Below are 16,840 nucleotides of genomic sequence, written 5' to 3' on the forward strand. Positions count from 1 at the left end.
TAAGAACACCCTATCGCTTATGCGTTAATAGATTATTGAGCGGTAATTATATTCGGGCATTGTTCGCCCTTTATCAATTGCTCAATATTCTGCATTGTTGTAGCAGAAATGCTGGTCAACGCTTCTTCGGTCAAGAATGCTTGGTGACCCGTAAATAACACATTGTGGCATGAAGAGAGACGGCGGAAAACGTCATCCTGAATCACGTCATTAGATTTGTCTTCAAAGAACAAATTGCGCTCGTTTTCATAAACGTCCAGACCGAGTGAGCCAATTTTTTGCTGCTTCAGGGCGTCGATTGCTGCCGTTGAATCAATCAAGCCACCGCGACTGGTATTGATGATCATCACACCGTCTTTCATTTGATCAAATGCTTGTTTATTGAGCAAATGATGGTTTTCCGGCGTCATCGGGCAGTGCAGAGAAATCACATCAGATTCAGCATACAAAGTTTTAAGATCGACATATTCAGCACCCAATTCCAATGCTTGTGCACTTGGATAGGGGTCAAAAGCCAGCAGACGCATCCCAAAGCCTTTCAGAATCCGCATGGTCGCCACGCCAATTTTACCGGTGCCGATAATCCCCGCCGTGCGGTTATGCATATTGAAGCCAATCAGACCTTCCAGCGAGAAGTTGGCATCACGAGTACGCTGATAAGCACGATGAATTCGACGGTTAAGGCTCATCATCATACCCACGGTATGTTCAGCCACCGCTTCTGGCGAGTACGCTGGGACACGAACGACTTGAATACCCAATTCTTTGGCCGCGTCCAAATCAACATTATTAAAGCCAGCACAGCGTAGCGCCAGAATCGTAACACCCGCTTCTTTCAATTCTGTTAATGTCTCACGGCAAGCATCATCGTTGACGAAAATACAGACCGCTTCACAACCCGCAGCCATTTTTGCTGTTTTGGGGGTCAACAGAAAATCGAAAAACTCTAATTCAAAGCCAAAATCTTTGTTGACCAATTCGAGGTATTTGCGGTCATACTGTTTAGTGCTGTAAACGGCTAATTTCATCATGAATACTCCGCTAAAATATTGTGATCAATCTAACAGATTTGAATAAATCATACAATTTGCGACAATAATAAGTTCAATAAGGCTTGTAACATTCTCATGCCAATGAGGTAAGGTTTTTATTCCGTTTTTCAATGGCAACAGGTCTATTCGGGCTACAAGGTTAGCTATATTGATTATGGTATCTCGCGGCAGTTTAGGCTGCAGTGATTAAAGCACACCGGAAATCATGGTGGGTATAAAACAAGGCAAGTCATGGCTAAATGCGCAAAAATAGTGGGTTGGTTGTTATTAATCAGCGCAGTGTCTCTGATGATACTCTGGAAAACTCTACCGCAGTGGTTACCGAAAGTTGCACATTTTTGGCTGCCTGCGGGTAGTCAGCTCATTTTAACCCACCCTCCGGTCTGGAAAGCCCGGGCCTTGCTAATCCCACAACTGCGCTATCAAGTGCAAGACTGCACCCTCGCGAATGTTGACCAATTGAGTATAGGTTATCATCAAGACCGCTGGCAGCTTGGGGCAAATCAGGTTGCTTTGGATACAGCTTGTTTGAGCCAATTGCCCCGTAGCGACGAGAGTGCCCCGCAAGATTTGGCGTACTGGCAACAGCAGTTATCCATGCTGGATGTGAATATCGCCAATCTGCAAATCACGCCGTGGCAGCAATATGCGGGTAAATTGACGCTGACCTCACCGGATAAGCAGAAGCTGATTCAAGAACTGCATTATCAAGGCCAACAATTGCGCTTTTCTGCCACTCTGGACCAAGCACAACAGCTTAGTGTGCATCAACTCTCTATTGCGGTGCCCGGTACACCACAACCCTTCGAACTGAGCGGGAAAATCAAAATTCCATTATCAATGGATGATTGGCCTGAGCAGGGTGCACTCAATGGAATACTGACAACGGGGTATTTGTCTAAACCCCTCTTGCTGAATTTAAGCTGGCAACAACAACAGGGTGTTTTGACATTAACTGAGCGGGGTGATGATTCGCCACTTGCTCGTCTACCGTGGCACGTTTCACCCAACAGTATTCAGATTACAGGGGGGCAATGGCAATGGCCGTATACCCTGCAACCGTTAAGTGGTGGCATTAATCTTACTTTGCATGACTGGGATCAGGGGTTAGACCAAACATTGATTGATGCTCGCATTAATGTGATTACCTCAGGGGCTAGTGGTAAAGGCAATGCTGTCCTGACCTTGGGGCCGGGTAACTTGAGCCTGACAAACAGTGATTTAAAGTTCCAGCTAAGTGGGCAGGCTAATTTGGAAAGGATGGTGCTAAATGCCACCATCCCAGGTTTACTTAGCGGTTCGGTACTCAATCCGACGTGGGTACTGCATCCTGGCGCGCTACTACGTGCTCATGGCAATGTCACCCCAGAATTGCGTATCAGAGATGCTCGTTGGCCTTTAGCTGGCGTTAAGGTGACCGCCGCAGGTGTGACGGGCCGCCTGCAGGCGATTGTGGATGCGCAGGACAGTTATTGGGGTAACTTCAATGTCCACCTTGATGGGCGAGCGCAAGAATTTTGGCCAGACAAAGGGGATTGGCAGTGGCGGTATTGGGGGAATGGCCGCCTACCACCACTGGCGGCGCGTTGGGATATGGGGGGGCATGGGCGTTGGCAGGGGTCACTGATAACAGTGGAGAAACTGTCGACCGGTTTTGACCGTCTGGAGTATGGTGTTGCTAAGGTGGAGGCACCGCGGCTCACCTTAGTGAAGCCACTGAGCTGGCAGCGTGACCATCATCATCCAGCCTTCATTGCCGGATTTGAACTGAGTGCTAAAAAAGTGGCGTTTAGTGATGGTGGAGGCTATCTGCCACCAACAGTATTATCACTGCAATTCAATGGGCGAGACCCCGACAGTTTCTTGTGGCAAGGAAAATTACAGGCTCAGGCGATCGGGCCAATATCACTTAACGGTCGCTGGGATGGTGAGCGGTTACGTGGTGAAGGCTGGTGGCCAAAACAGTCACTAACTGTATTCCAACCACTTATCTCACCTGATTTGGGTATTAAGCTGCGTGATGGGGAACTGTATGCTCAGGCCGCTTTTTCCGCAGCCCGAGAGCAAGGATTTAAAGCGGGCGGACACTGGGTAGTGAAACATGGTGGGATGTGGCTGAAAGACGGTGAAATGAGCGGGCTGGATTTCGTTATGTCGTACCGTTTACAGGATAGTCACTGGCAGCTAGGGGCGAAAGAGCCGGTGACGTTACGCATCGCCTCAGTCACTAATTTGTTTGAAATGCAAAATATTACCGCCAATCTGCAAGGGACCTTCCCTTATTCAGAAAAAGCCCCATTGACCTTAAGCCACGTGGGTATGGATATTCTAAAAGGCCACTTAAGTTTATCTGCATTACGTTTACCGCAACATGATGCTGCCGTGTTGAAATTAACCGGCATTGACTTAAGTGAGCTGTTTACTGTGCTCAAGCCCAAGCAATTTGCCATGTCGGGTAAAGTGAACGGCGAGTTGCCTTTGTATCTCAATAACCCGCAGTGGTTGGTGCATAATGGCTGGATTGCTAATGATGGGATGGTGACGCTGCGTCTGGATCAGGAGCTGGCAAACTCAATTAGTGAGAGCAACTTTGTCGCCGGAGCGGCGATTGACTGGTTGCGCTATATGGAGATTTACCAATCTTATGCCACCGTGAATTTGGATAACTTAGGGGAATTAACATTACTTTCAAAGATTCATGGTGTAAATACGCAGAAAAACTCAAAACGAGAGATAGTATTAAATTATCGACACGAGGAAAATGTGTTCCAACTCTGGCGTAGTCTGAGGTTTGGTGACAATTTACAAGAATGGTTACAGCAAACTATCTCGTTACAACCAAACATTTCGTTAAAACCAACAGTAATACCTGCGAGGGCGAAGGAATGAAGATCTTAACATGGGAACGTATCGCCATAGTGCTGGGTATTTTTCTGCTCAGTGGTTGTTTACGCCTTGAGGTAGCGACGCCTGAAAAACCTATCACGATTAATATGAACGTCAAGATTGAGCATGAAATCCAGATCCGAGTGGATAAAGATGTGGAAAATTTGCTTAAAAATCAATCCAATTTATTCTAAGGAGCCATAATGAAAAAGAATACTTCAAGTTGGATTGGTGGCAAGCAACGTTGGTTCAAGGCGATATTGAGTGGCGTTGTGTTAAGCACCAGTTTGCTGTTTAGCATGGGGGCTTTTGCACTCACCTTAGAGCAGGCAAAGCAGCAGGGCCGAGTGGGTGAAACACTCAATGGGTATTTGGCCCCAGTGAAAAAAGATGCTGAAACGCTGGCGTTGGTGGAGCAAATCAATATCGCCAGAACCGAAAAATATCAGGAAGTGGCGCAGAGAAATCATATTTCAATTGAGGATGTAGCCAAGGTGGCGGGGCAAAAATTGGTTGCTCGCGCGGGGCCTGGGGAATATGTGCGTGGTATTAACGGGCAGTGGATAAAACGTTGACGATAGCTTCAAGTTGATAAAAAACGCCTGTTTTATACGGGCGTTTTTTATGGCAAAAGTGATCAGTTCCAACACAACATAACGGTTTAACGTTCAGCTTGTAAGCTGGCTGCTGCGGGATGCCCGCTGAGGCTATTGAGCGTCTCTTTGCGGTAATAGGTATCTTCGTGGCCCGGTTGTTCGACTTTGACAATCAGGGTCAGCACTGCAGCAATCAAGTAGAGGGCAGTATAGACCCACACGACACCGACGATATCGAAGAAGGGTAGCACCAGTGATGCTATGGCGGGAGCGGCAAAATTACTCAGTCCCGCAGACAGGTTATAAATCGAAATAGCCGCACCTTTGTGTTCTGGCTCCAACACGGGGAAGACGGCGGTCATGGGGACGAAGGCTGCAACAGTGATGCCTAACATGACCGCAGGGATCAGTGCGGCCCAGAAATTATGCCCGAAGTGAACGGGAATATAGTAGAACGCCAGGCTGGAAAGGGCACAGCCAATGCAACCAAACCAACGCACTTGCCGCATCCAACCAATTTTTTCCCCTAAAATCCCCCACATAATATTGGTGAATATGGTCACGAAGAAGAATACCGCCCAGATTTGCAGCCATTCGGACATGGTAAAACCGAGACGACCAACAAACAGGATGGGCATGATAACGGCGAAACCAAACAGCGATAACGTGTTGATGATGCGGATCAGGCAAGATAAGAAAATATTTTTATTGGTAAATAAAATTGTTACTGCCCGTGACAATTCTTTTATTTTCTCTTTATTGGAAAGTGCAGCTTTCGGGCTGGCAGTGCCAACATTACGCAGCAATATCAATGCCATCATGCCACCAATTGTGACCCAAACAATGGCAAACCACAGAGTGCCTGTTTCGCCAATCATTGGGATGGTGAAGCTAGGCAAATAGCTGCCAACTACGCCAATCCCGATAGAATACATTGCCCAGAACCATCCCATGGCAGAAGAGAGCTGTTGCTTGGGGACGTTTTGCACGATAAGCATGACAAACGAATAAATAAACAGTGGATAAGCCAGACCACGAATACCGTAAAACAGCAGCATCAGCGGGTAGCTTTTGATGCCTAGGCCAAACACCATAAACAGGCAATGCATCACCACCCAAAGGATAAAACCAATCCGCATGGCGCGCTGCGGCGTAATGATTTCGGCCACTACACCAGAGCTCCAAGCCGCTATTGCGGCGGCTAAGCCATAAATAGTAAACACAAAAGCCGATTGGGCTGGGGAAAAGCCCATATCGGTAATATGTTTAGATAAAAAGGCCATTTCAAAACCATCGCCGCTCATAAAAATGGCAATGGCAATGTAACCCCAGAACAAATTCATCGGCAAACCAAACCAATGGGTAGGTTTTTTTTGCATGGCAAGTTCCTTTGGCGCATGAGCGCTAGCTTATTGTTTATAAGTACATTGAGTTTGTAGGGACAGCGAATCTGTATTTACTTTGATAATGATTGGCGTAGTTGCCTTTGCTGTTGATAGAGCAATCGGTAGCGCTCAAGGCGGACAAATAAGGCATCCTGCCGGTTAATGTCAGGCACAAACCGCTGATCGACTTGCGGTTTAGTGCACACTCGCTCTTCATTACCGCCAGCCGCCAGCCAGCCTAAACGTGCTGCGCCTAAAGCCCCGCCAGCCTCACCGCCACTGTGAGTAACAATCGGTAAGTTAAGGGTGTCCGCCATCAGTTGCCCCCACCATGCACTGCGAGCACCGCCTCCAATCAGAGAGGCTTGAGTTAACTGAGTGCCTGCGTCTTGCAATACTTTCAAGCCATCGGCGATACCGAAAGTGACGCCCTCAAGCACCGCATACCCGAGTGCGGCACGATCGGTTGCATGGGTCATGCCATGGAATGCCCCAGTGGCTAAAGGATCGTTATGGGGGGTACGTTCACCGGACAGATATGGCAGGAAAATCGGTGCGAGTCGTTGCTCTGCTCGGCTCAATTGGGCTATCTCTGACAGCAGAGTGGTTTCATTGGTCCCCAGCAACTGGCATAACCAGCGCAGGGCGCTGGCTGCCGTTAACATCACGCTCATTTGATGCCAACGATGTGGCAACGCATGACAAAAGGCATGCACGGCAGATTGCGGATTCGGACGGTAGCAATCATTGACGGCGAACAATACTCCAGATGTACCTAAGGAGATAAAACCATCACCAGGATTGATAGCGCCAATCCCAACAGCACTGGCTGCGTTATCGCCGCCACCGCCCGCAATGACCACGTTATCAGATAAGCCCCACTCACGGGCAATATCAGATTTCAGATAGCCGCTAGGCTCATTCCCCTCAATTAATCGCGGCATCATATCGCGTGACAGCCCGCAAGCTGCCAGCAAGGTGTCAGACCAGTCTCGTTTGGCCACATCTAGCCACAATGTACCGGCTGAGTCGGACATGTCGCTGACTTTGTCGTCACTCATCATCCAGCGCAGATAATCTTTGGGCAGGAGAACGGTTGCCAGTTGAGAGAAAATTTCAGGTTCATGACGAGCAACCCACAGCAGCTTCGGTGCGGTAAAACCGGGCATCGCCAGATTGCCAGCAATTTGATGTAACTGTGGCGCATTGCGAGTCAGCTCTTCACACTCTCGTGCGCAGCGAGCGTCATTCCACAAAATAGCTGGGCGTAAAATGCGATCTTCTCGGTTGAGCAAGACCGCACCGTGCATTTGTCCTGACAGACCAATCGCAAGAATCTCTCCCCAGCGCTGCGGTATTTTATGCCGAAGGCGACCAATCACGCGTTGCGTGGCTTGCCACCAATCTATCGGATTTTGCTCTGACCATAGCGGATGCGGGCGCTGAACAGTGAGAGATTCGCCCTCACTGGCCATAATTTGCCCTTGGTCATCAATAACCATGGCTTTAATTTCTGATGTGCCCAAATCAAGTCCCAGATACATAGCCACTCCTTGTCGATGATTAACGGTTAGCTAAAACCCAGGCATTTACCCGGTCAATGGATTGACGTAACAGTTGTTCAAACTGACTGTCGCTAGCGAGCGGGCCAAACAGTTTGCTGTCACGGGCAAACAAACCGACCGGGTCAGTTGATTGGAACATGGCGTGAACGGCAGACGCATCCAAAATGCCATCTTGGTATTCATATGGCAGAGTGCCTTGATGCCAACTTTCCATAAAGACAAAGAACAGGGCGGGTAACATGGCTGTCGCTGCGGGTTGACTGCCACGCTGATAGCACTCGATTAATGTTGGTGTAATGAATCCCGGGATTTTGGAGAAACCATCGGCAGCGACGCGTTGGTTAGTGTCGCGGATATACGGGTTACTGAAACGGTCCAATACGACATCACGATAATTGGCTAAATCTAAGGGGCTGGGTGACAGTGATGGGATCACGTCCTGAGTGACATAGTCATAAGCCATCTGGCGAATAGCGTCAGTTTGAGTGCTTTCATGAATATAATTTTGCCCGATCAAGGTTCCTGCCCAGGCGATACAGCTGTGGCTGGCATTGAGAATACGAATTTTTGCTTCTTCGTAGGGTAGGACAGACTCCACCATTTCGACGCCAACGTTCTCAAGTGCTGGGCGTCCAGCAATAAAATCATCTTCAATCACCCACTGGATGAATGATTCACCCATCACTGGGACTTTATCGGCAAAACCGGTTTGCTCCAGCACCCGCGGGGCGATGTCGGCGGAAGGACGGGGGGTAATGCGGTCAACCATGGTATTTGGGCTACGAGTTTGACTGCTGGCCCAACTGAGCAAACTCTGCTGATCGCGTAGGGCAAGAAACTCCAGCAGACAATGGCGGAAGCGTTCACCATTATGGCGCAGGTTATCACAGTTGAGCAGCGTTACCGGGCCACACTGTTTCTGTTGGCGTTGCAGTAAAATACGGCTAATGGCCCCGTAAATCGTCCGGCAATCCCCTTTGAGATCCGCCTGAATATCGGCATTATCTTGCTGTAAATTAAATTGATTATCTAAGTAGTAGCCACTTTCTGTCACGGTAAAAGAAATAACGCGGGTTTCTGGCTGGCTACCTTGTTCAACCAGATGGTTGAGTTCTTTATCCCAAGGAATGATGTTACGCAGTGATGTGATTTTCTCGTACTGACGCTCACCGGCAGGAGTGACAGTTTCCAATACGTACTCGCCCTTTTGGGCCTGAAGTGCTGCAAGTAAGGGGGCGGCATCATCACGAATATTCGCCAGTGCAATAGACCAGCGGTTATCACCCATAGCCAGCAAGCGGTGCAGATACCAAGCCTGATGGGCGCGATGGAAAGAGCCAGCACCAATATGTAGCCACACAGCAGGGGATGAGTTCAGCTCAGTGTTCATTATGTGTTCTCCGCAATCACAGTAGGCATTAATATAAAATTGAGCATAAGCCCTTTTATTGGGCATTTGCTCTGATTGCGTTAGGTTAGTGTAACTTTTGCCCTTTAGATGGGCTTTAGCTCACATAATTGACAGTAGAGGTAAAAATCTGACAAAGAGCAGCGTAAAATGATTAACATGATGACTTCACACGCAGATACCCACGCAGATAATCCCATGCATAAAAGTGATAAAAAATTGGATCAAGCGGCCAGAGCGGCTTGGATGTATTACGTTGCCGGGCAGACTCAACATGAAATTGCTGACGCACTGGGGGTTTCACGCCAAGTCGCACAGCGGCTGGTGGCTTGTGCGATTGATAATGGCCTGGTCAATGTCAGCATTGCTCATCCCGTTGGTCGCTGTATGGCTTTGGCTGATCAATTGCAAAAACAGTATGGTTTGCATCAGTGCCATGTGGTCCCCAGCTTAGGGATGGACAGCGCGGGGATTCAGCGGGCGATTGCCGTAGTCGGAGCGGAGGTGATGGCGCAATTTCTGCGACAAGAGCAACCGCTGGTCATTGGCGTGGGGTCAGGGCGTAGCCTGAAAGCCGCCATTGATGAGTTGCCAGATTTTGAGCGCCCACAGCACAGTTGTGTTTCACTTATCGGGGCAATTGCCTCGGATGGTTCTTGTACTCGTTATGACGTCCCACTGTGGATGGCCGAGAAAACACAAGGTCGCTATTTTATTTTGCCTGCACCGCTGTTTGCCGATAGTGCGGCTGATCGCGACTTGTGGTGCAACCACCGTATTTATCGCACAGTGACAGAAAAAGCCGCCCTGGCCGATGTCACCTTTATCGGTATTGGCTCCATGGGGTATCACTGTCCGCTGCACAAAGATGGTTTTATCTCTGAGCAGGATGTGGATGTGCTGATGGCATCAAATGTGGTGGCAGAAATGTTAGGCAATTTTATCGATATCAAGGGTCAGCGTGTTAGTGACGAATTAGATAGTCGTTTAACCAGCGTCAGCCTGCGTATTCAGCCAGAAAAACCGGTAATTGCCATCGCGGGAGGCAAGGAGAAACACAATGCTATTAAAGCAGCGCTGAGTGGTCATTGGGTAAATGGGTTGGTGACCGATGAAGAGAGCGCAATGGCATTGTTGGCTGAGGTATGAGATTTCAGGACATAAAAAAGCACGCCCGAAAGCGTGCAATTCTTAACATTGGGTAAAACGAGGGTAATACAAGGTTACTTCAGTCGTGCATTAACGGAGACACCCGTCAGTGCGCGAAAGTTATCCACTAAGCGCTAACAACCTGAGTCAATAACTCTTTGGCATCGGCTTGGGCTTTAGTTGCCACTTCAGGACCATAAGCGATACCTTCAGCGAACACGAACTCAACATCGGTTATCCCGATAAAGCCTAAGAACAGACGCAGGTAAGGGACCACCAGATCAGTTGGGGTATCTTTGTGAATCCCACCACGGCTGGTCAGAATAATGGCACGTTTGCCGGTAATCAGACCTTCAGGGCCTTTTTCGGTGTAACGGAAAGTTACGCCAGCACGAGCAATCAGGTCAAAATAGTTCTTCAACTGTGTCGGGATGTTGAAGTTGTACATCGGTGCGGCCATAACAATCACGTCATTGGCCTGCAATTGGGCAATCAGTTCATCAGACAGCGCCAGAGCTTCTTGTTGACGTGGTGTCAGTGCTGTATCTGAAGGGCGCAAAGCACCAACCAGCTCGCCATCTAATACCGGAATCGGTTGAGCTGCCAGATCACGTACCGTGATTTCATCATCAGGGTGAGCGGCTTGCCATTGTTCAACAAAAAAATCAGCCAGTTGGTTAGACTGTGAATAAGTTGCCAGGATGCTTGATTTCAGGACCAGAACTTTGCTCATCGTAATTCCTTAAAAGGTAACAGAGACTTAGGCGATACGCCCTTTCAATGGAATACACTTTATTGATCTTTTTCTATCAGTGATAGCGCAATATTTTGCGTTCTTTGTTCGATTTTATTGAATGACGATAATCAGATAGCCAATATCGGCTGGGTTACGGCGCAAACTCTGACTGTGTTACCATATTAGGCAAGATTTATATCACTAAAAGCTATGGGTTACTCATCGCATGTTCGTCGGTAAAAAATGACTACCTATTAATAAAAAATATCGGCTAATCAATTTCATAGCATAAAATCATTGGGCTGAAACCGTCGATGGCAGCCGCATCGTAACAAGGAACACTGAACGTGAAATCTTCACTCGCAGCATTATCTTCCCAACTCGGTGAGTTGATGCTTCGTGACCAACAGCGCATGCGGCGTCGGCTGCAAGGCGCACGAAAAGTCAATAATCCTGAGGCCATCGAGGCCATTTCTCGCGAAATAGAAACTGAAATAGCCACTGCGATGCAGCGTGTTATCAGCCGTCGAGCAGCCTGTCCAGCGATCACTTATCCCGAAAACTTACCCGTCAGCCAGAAGAAACAAGATATTTATAATGCCATTCGTGACCATCAAGTTGTTATCGTCGCGGGGGAAACGGGATCGGGTAAAACCACACAGTTGCCAAAGATCTGCTTGGAGTTGGGGCGCGGTGTCAAAGGTGTGATTGGCCATACTCAGCCGCGGCGTTTGGCAGCTCGAACAGTGGCAAACCGTATTGCTGATGAGCTAGATACCCCCCTTGGCGGCTGTGTTGGTTATAAAGTCCGTTTTAATGATCAGGTGGGTGAGAACACGCTGGTTAAGTTAATGACCGACGGTATTTTGCTGGCTGAAATCCAGCAAGATCGCCTGCTGATGCAATATGACACCTTAATTATTGATGAGGCGCATGAGCGCAGCCTAAATATCGATTTCATTTTAGGATACTTGCGTGAGTTATTACCAAAACGCCCTGATTTAAAAGTCATTATTACCTCCGCAACTATCGATCCGCAGCGTTTCTCCAAGCACTTCAACAATGCACCGATTATTGAAGTGTCTGGTCGCACTTATCCCGTGGAAGTGCGTTATCGCCCTATAGTGGATGATGCCGACGACGTTGAGCGGGATCAACTTCAGGCTATTTTCGATGCTGTCGATGAGTTAGGACGTGAAAGCCCCGGTGATATTCTGATCTTTATGAGCGGTGAACGTGAAATTCGTGACACCGCCGACGCGCTAATAAAACAAAATTTACCGCATACCGAGGTACTGCCACTTTACGCCCGCCTATCAAATAGCGAGCAAAATAGAGTGTTTCAGTCCCATCACGGACGGCGAATTGTGCTGGCGACGAACGTTGCGGAAACGTCACTGACAGTACCCGGGATCAAATATGTTATCGATCCCGGTACGGCCCGTATTAGCCGCTACAGTTTTCGTACCAAGGTGCAGCGGCTACCGATTGAGCCGGTTTCTCAAGCCTCGGCTAATCAACGTAAAGGTCGCTGTGGCCGTGTCTCTGACGGTATTTGTATTCGTCTTTATTCTGAGCAGGATTTCCTTTCACGCCCTGAATTTACCGATCCTGAGATTCTACGTACTAACTTGGCGTCAGTTATTCTGCAAATGACCTCACTGGGTCTGGGCGATATTGCGGCATTTCCATTTGTTGAAGCCCCAGATAAACGCAATATTCAAGATGGCGTGCGGTTGCTGGAAGAGTTGGGCGCGATACAGACTGCGAGTAATGGTCATCAGCAATTAACACCGTTGGGTCGTCAATTGGCGCAACTGCCTGTCGATCCACGGCTAGCCCGCATGGTACTTGAAGCGCAGAAGAGTGGTAGTGTGCGGGAGTTAATGATCATCACTTCGGCTCTGTCCATTCAGGATCCACGCGAACGCCCGATGGACAAACAACAGGCCTCAGATGAAAAACATCGTCGTTTTGCCGATAAAGACTCTGATTTCCTCGCGTTTGTGAACTTGTGGGATTACCTGAAAGAGCAACAAAAAGAGCTGTCTTCAGCGCAGTTTCGTAAATTGTGTCGCAGTGATTTCTTGAATTATCTGCGGGTACGCGAATGGCAGGATATTTATACCCAGCTACGTCAGGTTGTGAAAGAACTGGGGATCCCGGTTAACAGCGTGGCGGCCGATTATCGTAGCGTACATACAGCAATACTGACCGGGCTATTATCCCATATTGGCCAGAAAGATGTGGATAAACAAGAGTATACCGGCGCACGGAATGCGCGATTTGCTATTTTCCCTGGCTCAGGTTTATTCAAAAAACCACCCAAGTGGTGCATGGTGGCAGAATTAGTTGAAACCAGCCGTTTATGGGGCCGTATTGCTGCACGTATTGAACCCGAGTGGATTGAACCTTTAGCACAGCATTTGGTTAAACATCACTATAGCGATCCACATTGGGAGAAAGCGCAAGGAGCGGTGATGGCCAGCGAGAAAGTGACCCTATTCGGGTTGCCAGTGGTGGTTGACCGCAAAATAAATTATGGCCCGATCGATCCGCCGCTTTGCCGTGAATTGTTCATCCGCCACGGATTGGTCGAAGGGGATTGGCAAACACGCCATGCTTTCTTCCGAGCCAATTTAAAGTTACTGGCTGAAGTCGAAGAGCTGGAGCATAAATCTCGCCGCCGCGATATTCTGGTTGATGATGAGACACTGTTTAACTTCTATGATCAGCGCATTGGTCGTGATGTTATTTCTGCTCGTCATTTTGATAGCTGGTGGAAGAAAACTAGTCAAACCCAGCCAGAATTGTTGAATTTTGAAAAAACCATGCTGATTAAGGATGGTGCGAACAAAGTGAGTCCGCTGGATTACCCGAATTTTTGGTATCAAGGCTCGCTGAAACTGCGGCTTTCCTATCAATTTGAACCGGGTACTGATGCTGATGGGGTGACGGTACATATTCCATTGCCTATTTTAAATCAGGTTCAAGAGCAGGGCTTCGATTGGCAAATCCCAGGAATTCGCCGTGAATTGGTGATAGCACTGATCAAGTCATTGCCAAAACCAGTTCGGCGAAATTTTGTCCCCGCACCAAATTATGCCGAAGCATTTCTGGCCCGTGCTACGCCACTGGCAACCGGTCTGTTGGATGCCTTAGAGCGCGAGTTAAGACGCATGACGGGCGTGACGGTGTCACGTGAAAGTTGGCAGTGGGAACAAGTCCCCGATCATCTGAAAATGACGTTCCGCGTGGTAGATGATAAGAACCGGACACTCCGCGAAGGAAAAGATCTGGCCGCGTTGAAATTGCAATTACAAGACAAAGTGCAGGAAACGCTCTCTGCTGTTGCTGATGATGGCATTGAACAAAGTGGCCTACACATCTGGAGTTTTGGTTCTTTGCCTGAGTGCTATGAACAGCGCCGTGGTGGGTACGAAGTAAAAGCCTACCCAGCATTGGTGGACGAAAAAGACAGTGTCGCCATTCGCTTGTTTGATACAGAATCTCAGCAGCAACAAGCGATGTGGCAGGGAACTCGACGTCTATTGCTATTGAATATTCCATCTCCAATTAAGTATTTACATGAAAAGCTGCCGAATAAATCCAAGCTCGGTCTCTATTTTAATACTTATGGCAAAGTGATGGATTTGATTGATGATTGCATCGCTTGTGGGGTCGATAAGCTCGTGGCCCAATATGGTGGTCCAGTCTGGCAAGAGGCAGATTTTGCCCGTTTACAAGAAAAAGTTCGTGCTGAACTGAATGAAACGGTTGTTGATATTGCCAAGCAAGTTGAGCAGATCCTTACTACAGTCTTCAGTATTAATAAGCGACTGAAAGGCCGGGTAGATATCTCGCAGGCCTTAGCACTCTCAGACATCAAAGCACAACTTGGCGGCCTAATTTACCGTGGTTTTGTGACCAATAACGGCTGGAAACGTTTGCCGGATACGCTACGTTATTTGCAGGCGATTGAACGACGAATGGAAAAGTTGGCAGTCGACCCACACCGTGATCGCGCGCAAATGCAGCGAGTGGAGCATGTACAGCAGATGTGGCAACAATGGCTTAATAAATTGCCACCGAAACGCCAGCAAGATGATGATGTTAAAGATGTTCGTTGGATGATTGAGGAACTGCGTGTCAGCTTATTTGCCCAGCAATTAGGCACACCGTATCCCATTTCCGACAAGCGTATTTTACAAACCATGGAACAGCTTTCTGCCTAATTAATAATGTCTCCGCGCTTGATGCTGAATGGCATTGGGCGCGGAGTTTTTATTTGGATTTTTTGACCACTTTATTCGCCAATACTTTTAACCGGTCTTTTATAGCAGTCACGGCTAATGCACGGTTATCTGCGAGATAACGGTCCTTGGCGGCAGGAGCTGAACTTTGAATGGCAATCAGAGACCAATTATCGCCCTTTTTCAAGAGTAAAGGAGATCCACTATCTCCGGGGAGCGTGTCACACTGATGGGAAAGTACGCCTTGCTGCGCCCAGCCGGTAACCAGACAATTCTCATGGCTGTAGAGCGAATCTAAGTGATCAAGAGGATAACCTGCTTGCGTTATTTTACGGTTATTTTGTTTCAGCACCTGTGTCAGCTCATTTGCGGCACCACTCCACAGTGGCAACGGTTTTATTGGGATTGGTTTGGTATTAGTTAATCGAATAAGTGCAAAATCATATGCTGCAGCAGCAGGCGGCACTATCCAGCCTTCACCATCCGGTTTCAGTTTCTTGCCTAACTTAGCTTCAACCAGTGTTTCTAAGTCAGTCACTTGATATTTCCAATGGCCATTATGCGAAACAAACCTCAGGGCTACCGCATGATCAATTTTACCCGGAGGCGTCAGAACACAGTGGCCGGCAGTGAGCGCTAGGTGAGGGGATATTAAGGTTGCGGTACAAAGGTTGCCGCTGGCGGTCTCAACCTGTCCTATGGCTTGCCATGGCCAGTCAGCACTATCGGATACCGCGGTGCGATCATCTTTACCAAAAAACAGTGTAGTTTGATCAGCAATACTGTTGTCAGCATTTGGTGTGTCAGTCTGCGAAAGGGCAAGAGCGCTAGAAAGAGGGAATAGACTCAATAGTAATAATGAAGATAAACGCATAAATAGTTAACCTTGCCTTTATTTACTGACCAAGAGGTTATTTATGAACATACCCAATAACGACGAATTAAATGACTCATCACGAGTTCTACTATTGCTAACTATAGACATTATTAGTCAGAGGGTATGTTGTCAGTAATTGATATTTCAATAATTTTTACGCGACTTAAGCCGCTTGCTCTATAAATAAAAAAATAATGTGATCAGACCGCAAATAACCAATGTACCTAGAGTTATTTCGAATAAATAACGGCGCAGCATTTTCAGCACTCCTGATAAAAAACACCCGGTAAACCGGGTGTTGAGTCAATCAGCTGTTACAGTCAATCGTGGAGAGCTGGCTTCAGCTTTATCGCGTTAAATGCTACTGCTATTTTACGGCAGGTACGGCTGCCGGAGCCGATTTGCTGTGTGTCGCTTTTTTATGGTGTTTATGGGCGGCTTGAGCTTTCTGTACTGGTGCCGCTTTATCCATTTTTTTCATCGAATCGGATTTCATCGATTTTTTAGCTTTTTTATGGTGCATAGTTTTAGCTGGTGCACTGTGGGCTGCTGGCGCAGATGCCATTGGTGCGGCAGGTGGTGCAACGGTATCTGCGGCGAATGCGACAGAAGAGATCCCCAAAGTTGCAGCAACAATCAGAGCTAATACTGTTTTCATGATTTATTCCTCAGTGTTCTGTTTGTCAATCGGCCCCGTTGGGTCGTTGTAGAAAGAGTAGAGGAAATGATAAATGTCTTCCGTAAGTCATTGGTTTCGGCTTGTAACCGATTGTACAGAGTTGATTGCTATCAGTAATCGACGGCTCAAGTGATCAATGCGACTTGTCAAAAACCTATTTTTAGTTACAACATACAGTAGTATTTATGCCAACAAGGTGCTCTCTATCATTACGTGCAAAGCTGAAATTAAACTGACATTTTGGCTTACGAGCA

13 protein-coding genes are annotated in these 16,840 nt (G+C 47.8%); 5 read left to right on the forward strand and 8 right to left on the reverse strand.

Annotated features, from left to right (window positions below; all coding sequences use genetic code 11):
* Positions 1-32: 32 nt before the first annotated feature.
* Complete coding sequence (locus HUZ92_RS07700; protein ID WP_050097760.1) at positions 33-1,028, reverse strand: 2-hydroxyacid dehydrogenase; 996 nt, start codon at positions 1,026-1,028, stop codon at positions 33-35.
* A 255-nt stretch (positions 1,029-1,283) separates the two neighbouring features.
* Between HUZ92_RS07700 and HUZ92_RS07705 the strand changes: the two genes are divergently transcribed.
* The 3 genes from HUZ92_RS07705 to HUZ92_RS07715 are packed head-to-tail and all read left to right on the forward strand — an operon-like array spanning position 1,284 to position 4,513.
* Positions 1,284-3,941, forward strand: coding sequence for a YdbH family protein (locus HUZ92_RS07705; RefSeq protein WP_145579946.1), 2,658 nt, complete (start codon positions 1,284-1,286; stop codon positions 3,939-3,941).
* Complete coding sequence (locus HUZ92_RS07710) at positions 3,938-4,132, forward strand: YnbE family lipoprotein (RefSeq protein WP_050097633.1); 195 nt, start codon at positions 3,938-3,940, stop codon at positions 4,130-4,132. The genes HUZ92_RS07705 and HUZ92_RS07710 overlap by 4 nt, the downstream gene beginning before the upstream one ends.
* 9 nt (positions 4,133-4,141) lie before the next feature.
* The gene (locus HUZ92_RS07715) at positions 4,142-4,513 is read left to right on the forward strand and encodes a YdbL family probable chaperone protein (RefSeq protein ID WP_050097634.1); all 372 of its coding nucleotides are present in this window, start codon (positions 4,142-4,144) and stop codon (positions 4,511-4,513) included.
* Positions 4,514-4,599: 86 nt separating this feature from the next.
* Here HUZ92_RS07715 and HUZ92_RS07720 read toward each other — a convergent pair whose 3' ends face one another.
* The 3 genes from HUZ92_RS07720 to dalD form a co-directional block, all read right to left on the reverse strand.
* Positions 4,600-5,913 (reverse strand): MFS transporter, encoded by a 1,314-nt coding sequence (locus HUZ92_RS07720; RefSeq protein ID WP_145579947.1) that lies wholly within the window; start codon positions 5,911-5,913, stop codon positions 4,600-4,602.
* A gap of 77 nt (positions 5,914-5,990) precedes the next feature.
* The gene (gene xylB, locus HUZ92_RS07725; RefSeq protein WP_145579948.1) at positions 5,991-7,463 is read right to left on the reverse strand and encodes a xylulokinase; all 1,473 of its coding nucleotides are present in this window, start codon (positions 7,461-7,463) and stop codon (positions 5,991-5,993) included.
* Between the two features lie 19 nt (positions 7,464-7,482).
* A complete protein-coding gene (gene dalD / locus HUZ92_RS07730; RefSeq protein WP_050097637.1) occupies positions 7,483-8,874 on the reverse strand; it encodes a D-arabinitol 4-dehydrogenase in 1,392 nt (463 codons plus the stop codon).
* 216 nt (positions 8,875-9,090) lie between these two features.
* On the opposite strand from dalD, the gene HUZ92_RS07735 reads away from it, so the two are divergent.
* Complete coding sequence (locus HUZ92_RS07735; RefSeq protein WP_145579976.1) at positions 9,091-10,041, forward strand: sugar-binding transcriptional regulator; 951 nt, start codon at positions 9,091-9,093, stop codon at positions 10,039-10,041.
* Positions 10,042-10,168: 127 nt separating this feature from the next.
* On the opposite strand, the gene azoR is transcribed toward HUZ92_RS07735, so the two are convergent.
* Positions 10,169-10,774 (reverse strand): FMN-dependent NADH-azoreductase, encoded by a 606-nt coding sequence (azoR, locus tag HUZ92_RS07740; RefSeq protein WP_050097638.1) that lies wholly within the window; start codon positions 10,772-10,774, stop codon positions 10,169-10,171.
* Positions 10,775-11,124: 350 nt separating this feature from the next.
* Here azoR and hrpA point away from each other — a divergent pair, with 350 nt between their 5' ends.
* A complete protein-coding gene (hrpA, locus tag HUZ92_RS07745; protein WP_145579949.1) occupies positions 11,125-15,012 on the forward strand; it encodes an ATP-dependent RNA helicase HrpA in 3,888 nt (1,295 codons plus the stop codon).
* Positions 15,013-15,061: 49 nt separating this feature from the next.
* Here the strand turns inward: hrpA and HUZ92_RS07750 are convergent, their stop codons facing one another.
* The 3 genes from HUZ92_RS07750 to asr form a co-directional block, all read right to left on the reverse strand.
* Positions 15,062-15,904: a trypsin-like serine peptidase gene (locus HUZ92_RS07750; protein WP_050097639.1), complete on the reverse strand. Its 843-nt coding sequence runs from the start codon at positions 15,902-15,904 to the stop codon at positions 15,062-15,064.
* Positions 15,905-16,084: 180 nt separating this feature from the next.
* Positions 16,085-16,165, reverse strand: coding sequence for a small membrane protein YdgU (gene ydgU / locus HUZ92_RS21095; RefSeq protein ID WP_457853267.1), 81 nt, complete (start codon positions 16,163-16,165; stop codon positions 16,085-16,087).
* A gap of 109 nt (positions 16,166-16,274) precedes the next feature.
* Positions 16,275-16,565: an acid resistance repetitive basic protein Asr gene (asr, locus tag HUZ92_RS07755; RefSeq protein WP_050097640.1), complete on the reverse strand. Its 291-nt coding sequence runs from the start codon at positions 16,563-16,565 to the stop codon at positions 16,275-16,277.
* Positions 16,566-16,840: the final 275 nt, after the last annotated feature.

The organism is Yersinia vastinensis (assembly GCF_902726565.1).
Lineage (GTDB): Bacteria > Pseudomonadota > Gammaproteobacteria > Enterobacterales > Enterobacteriaceae > Yersinia > Yersinia vastinensis.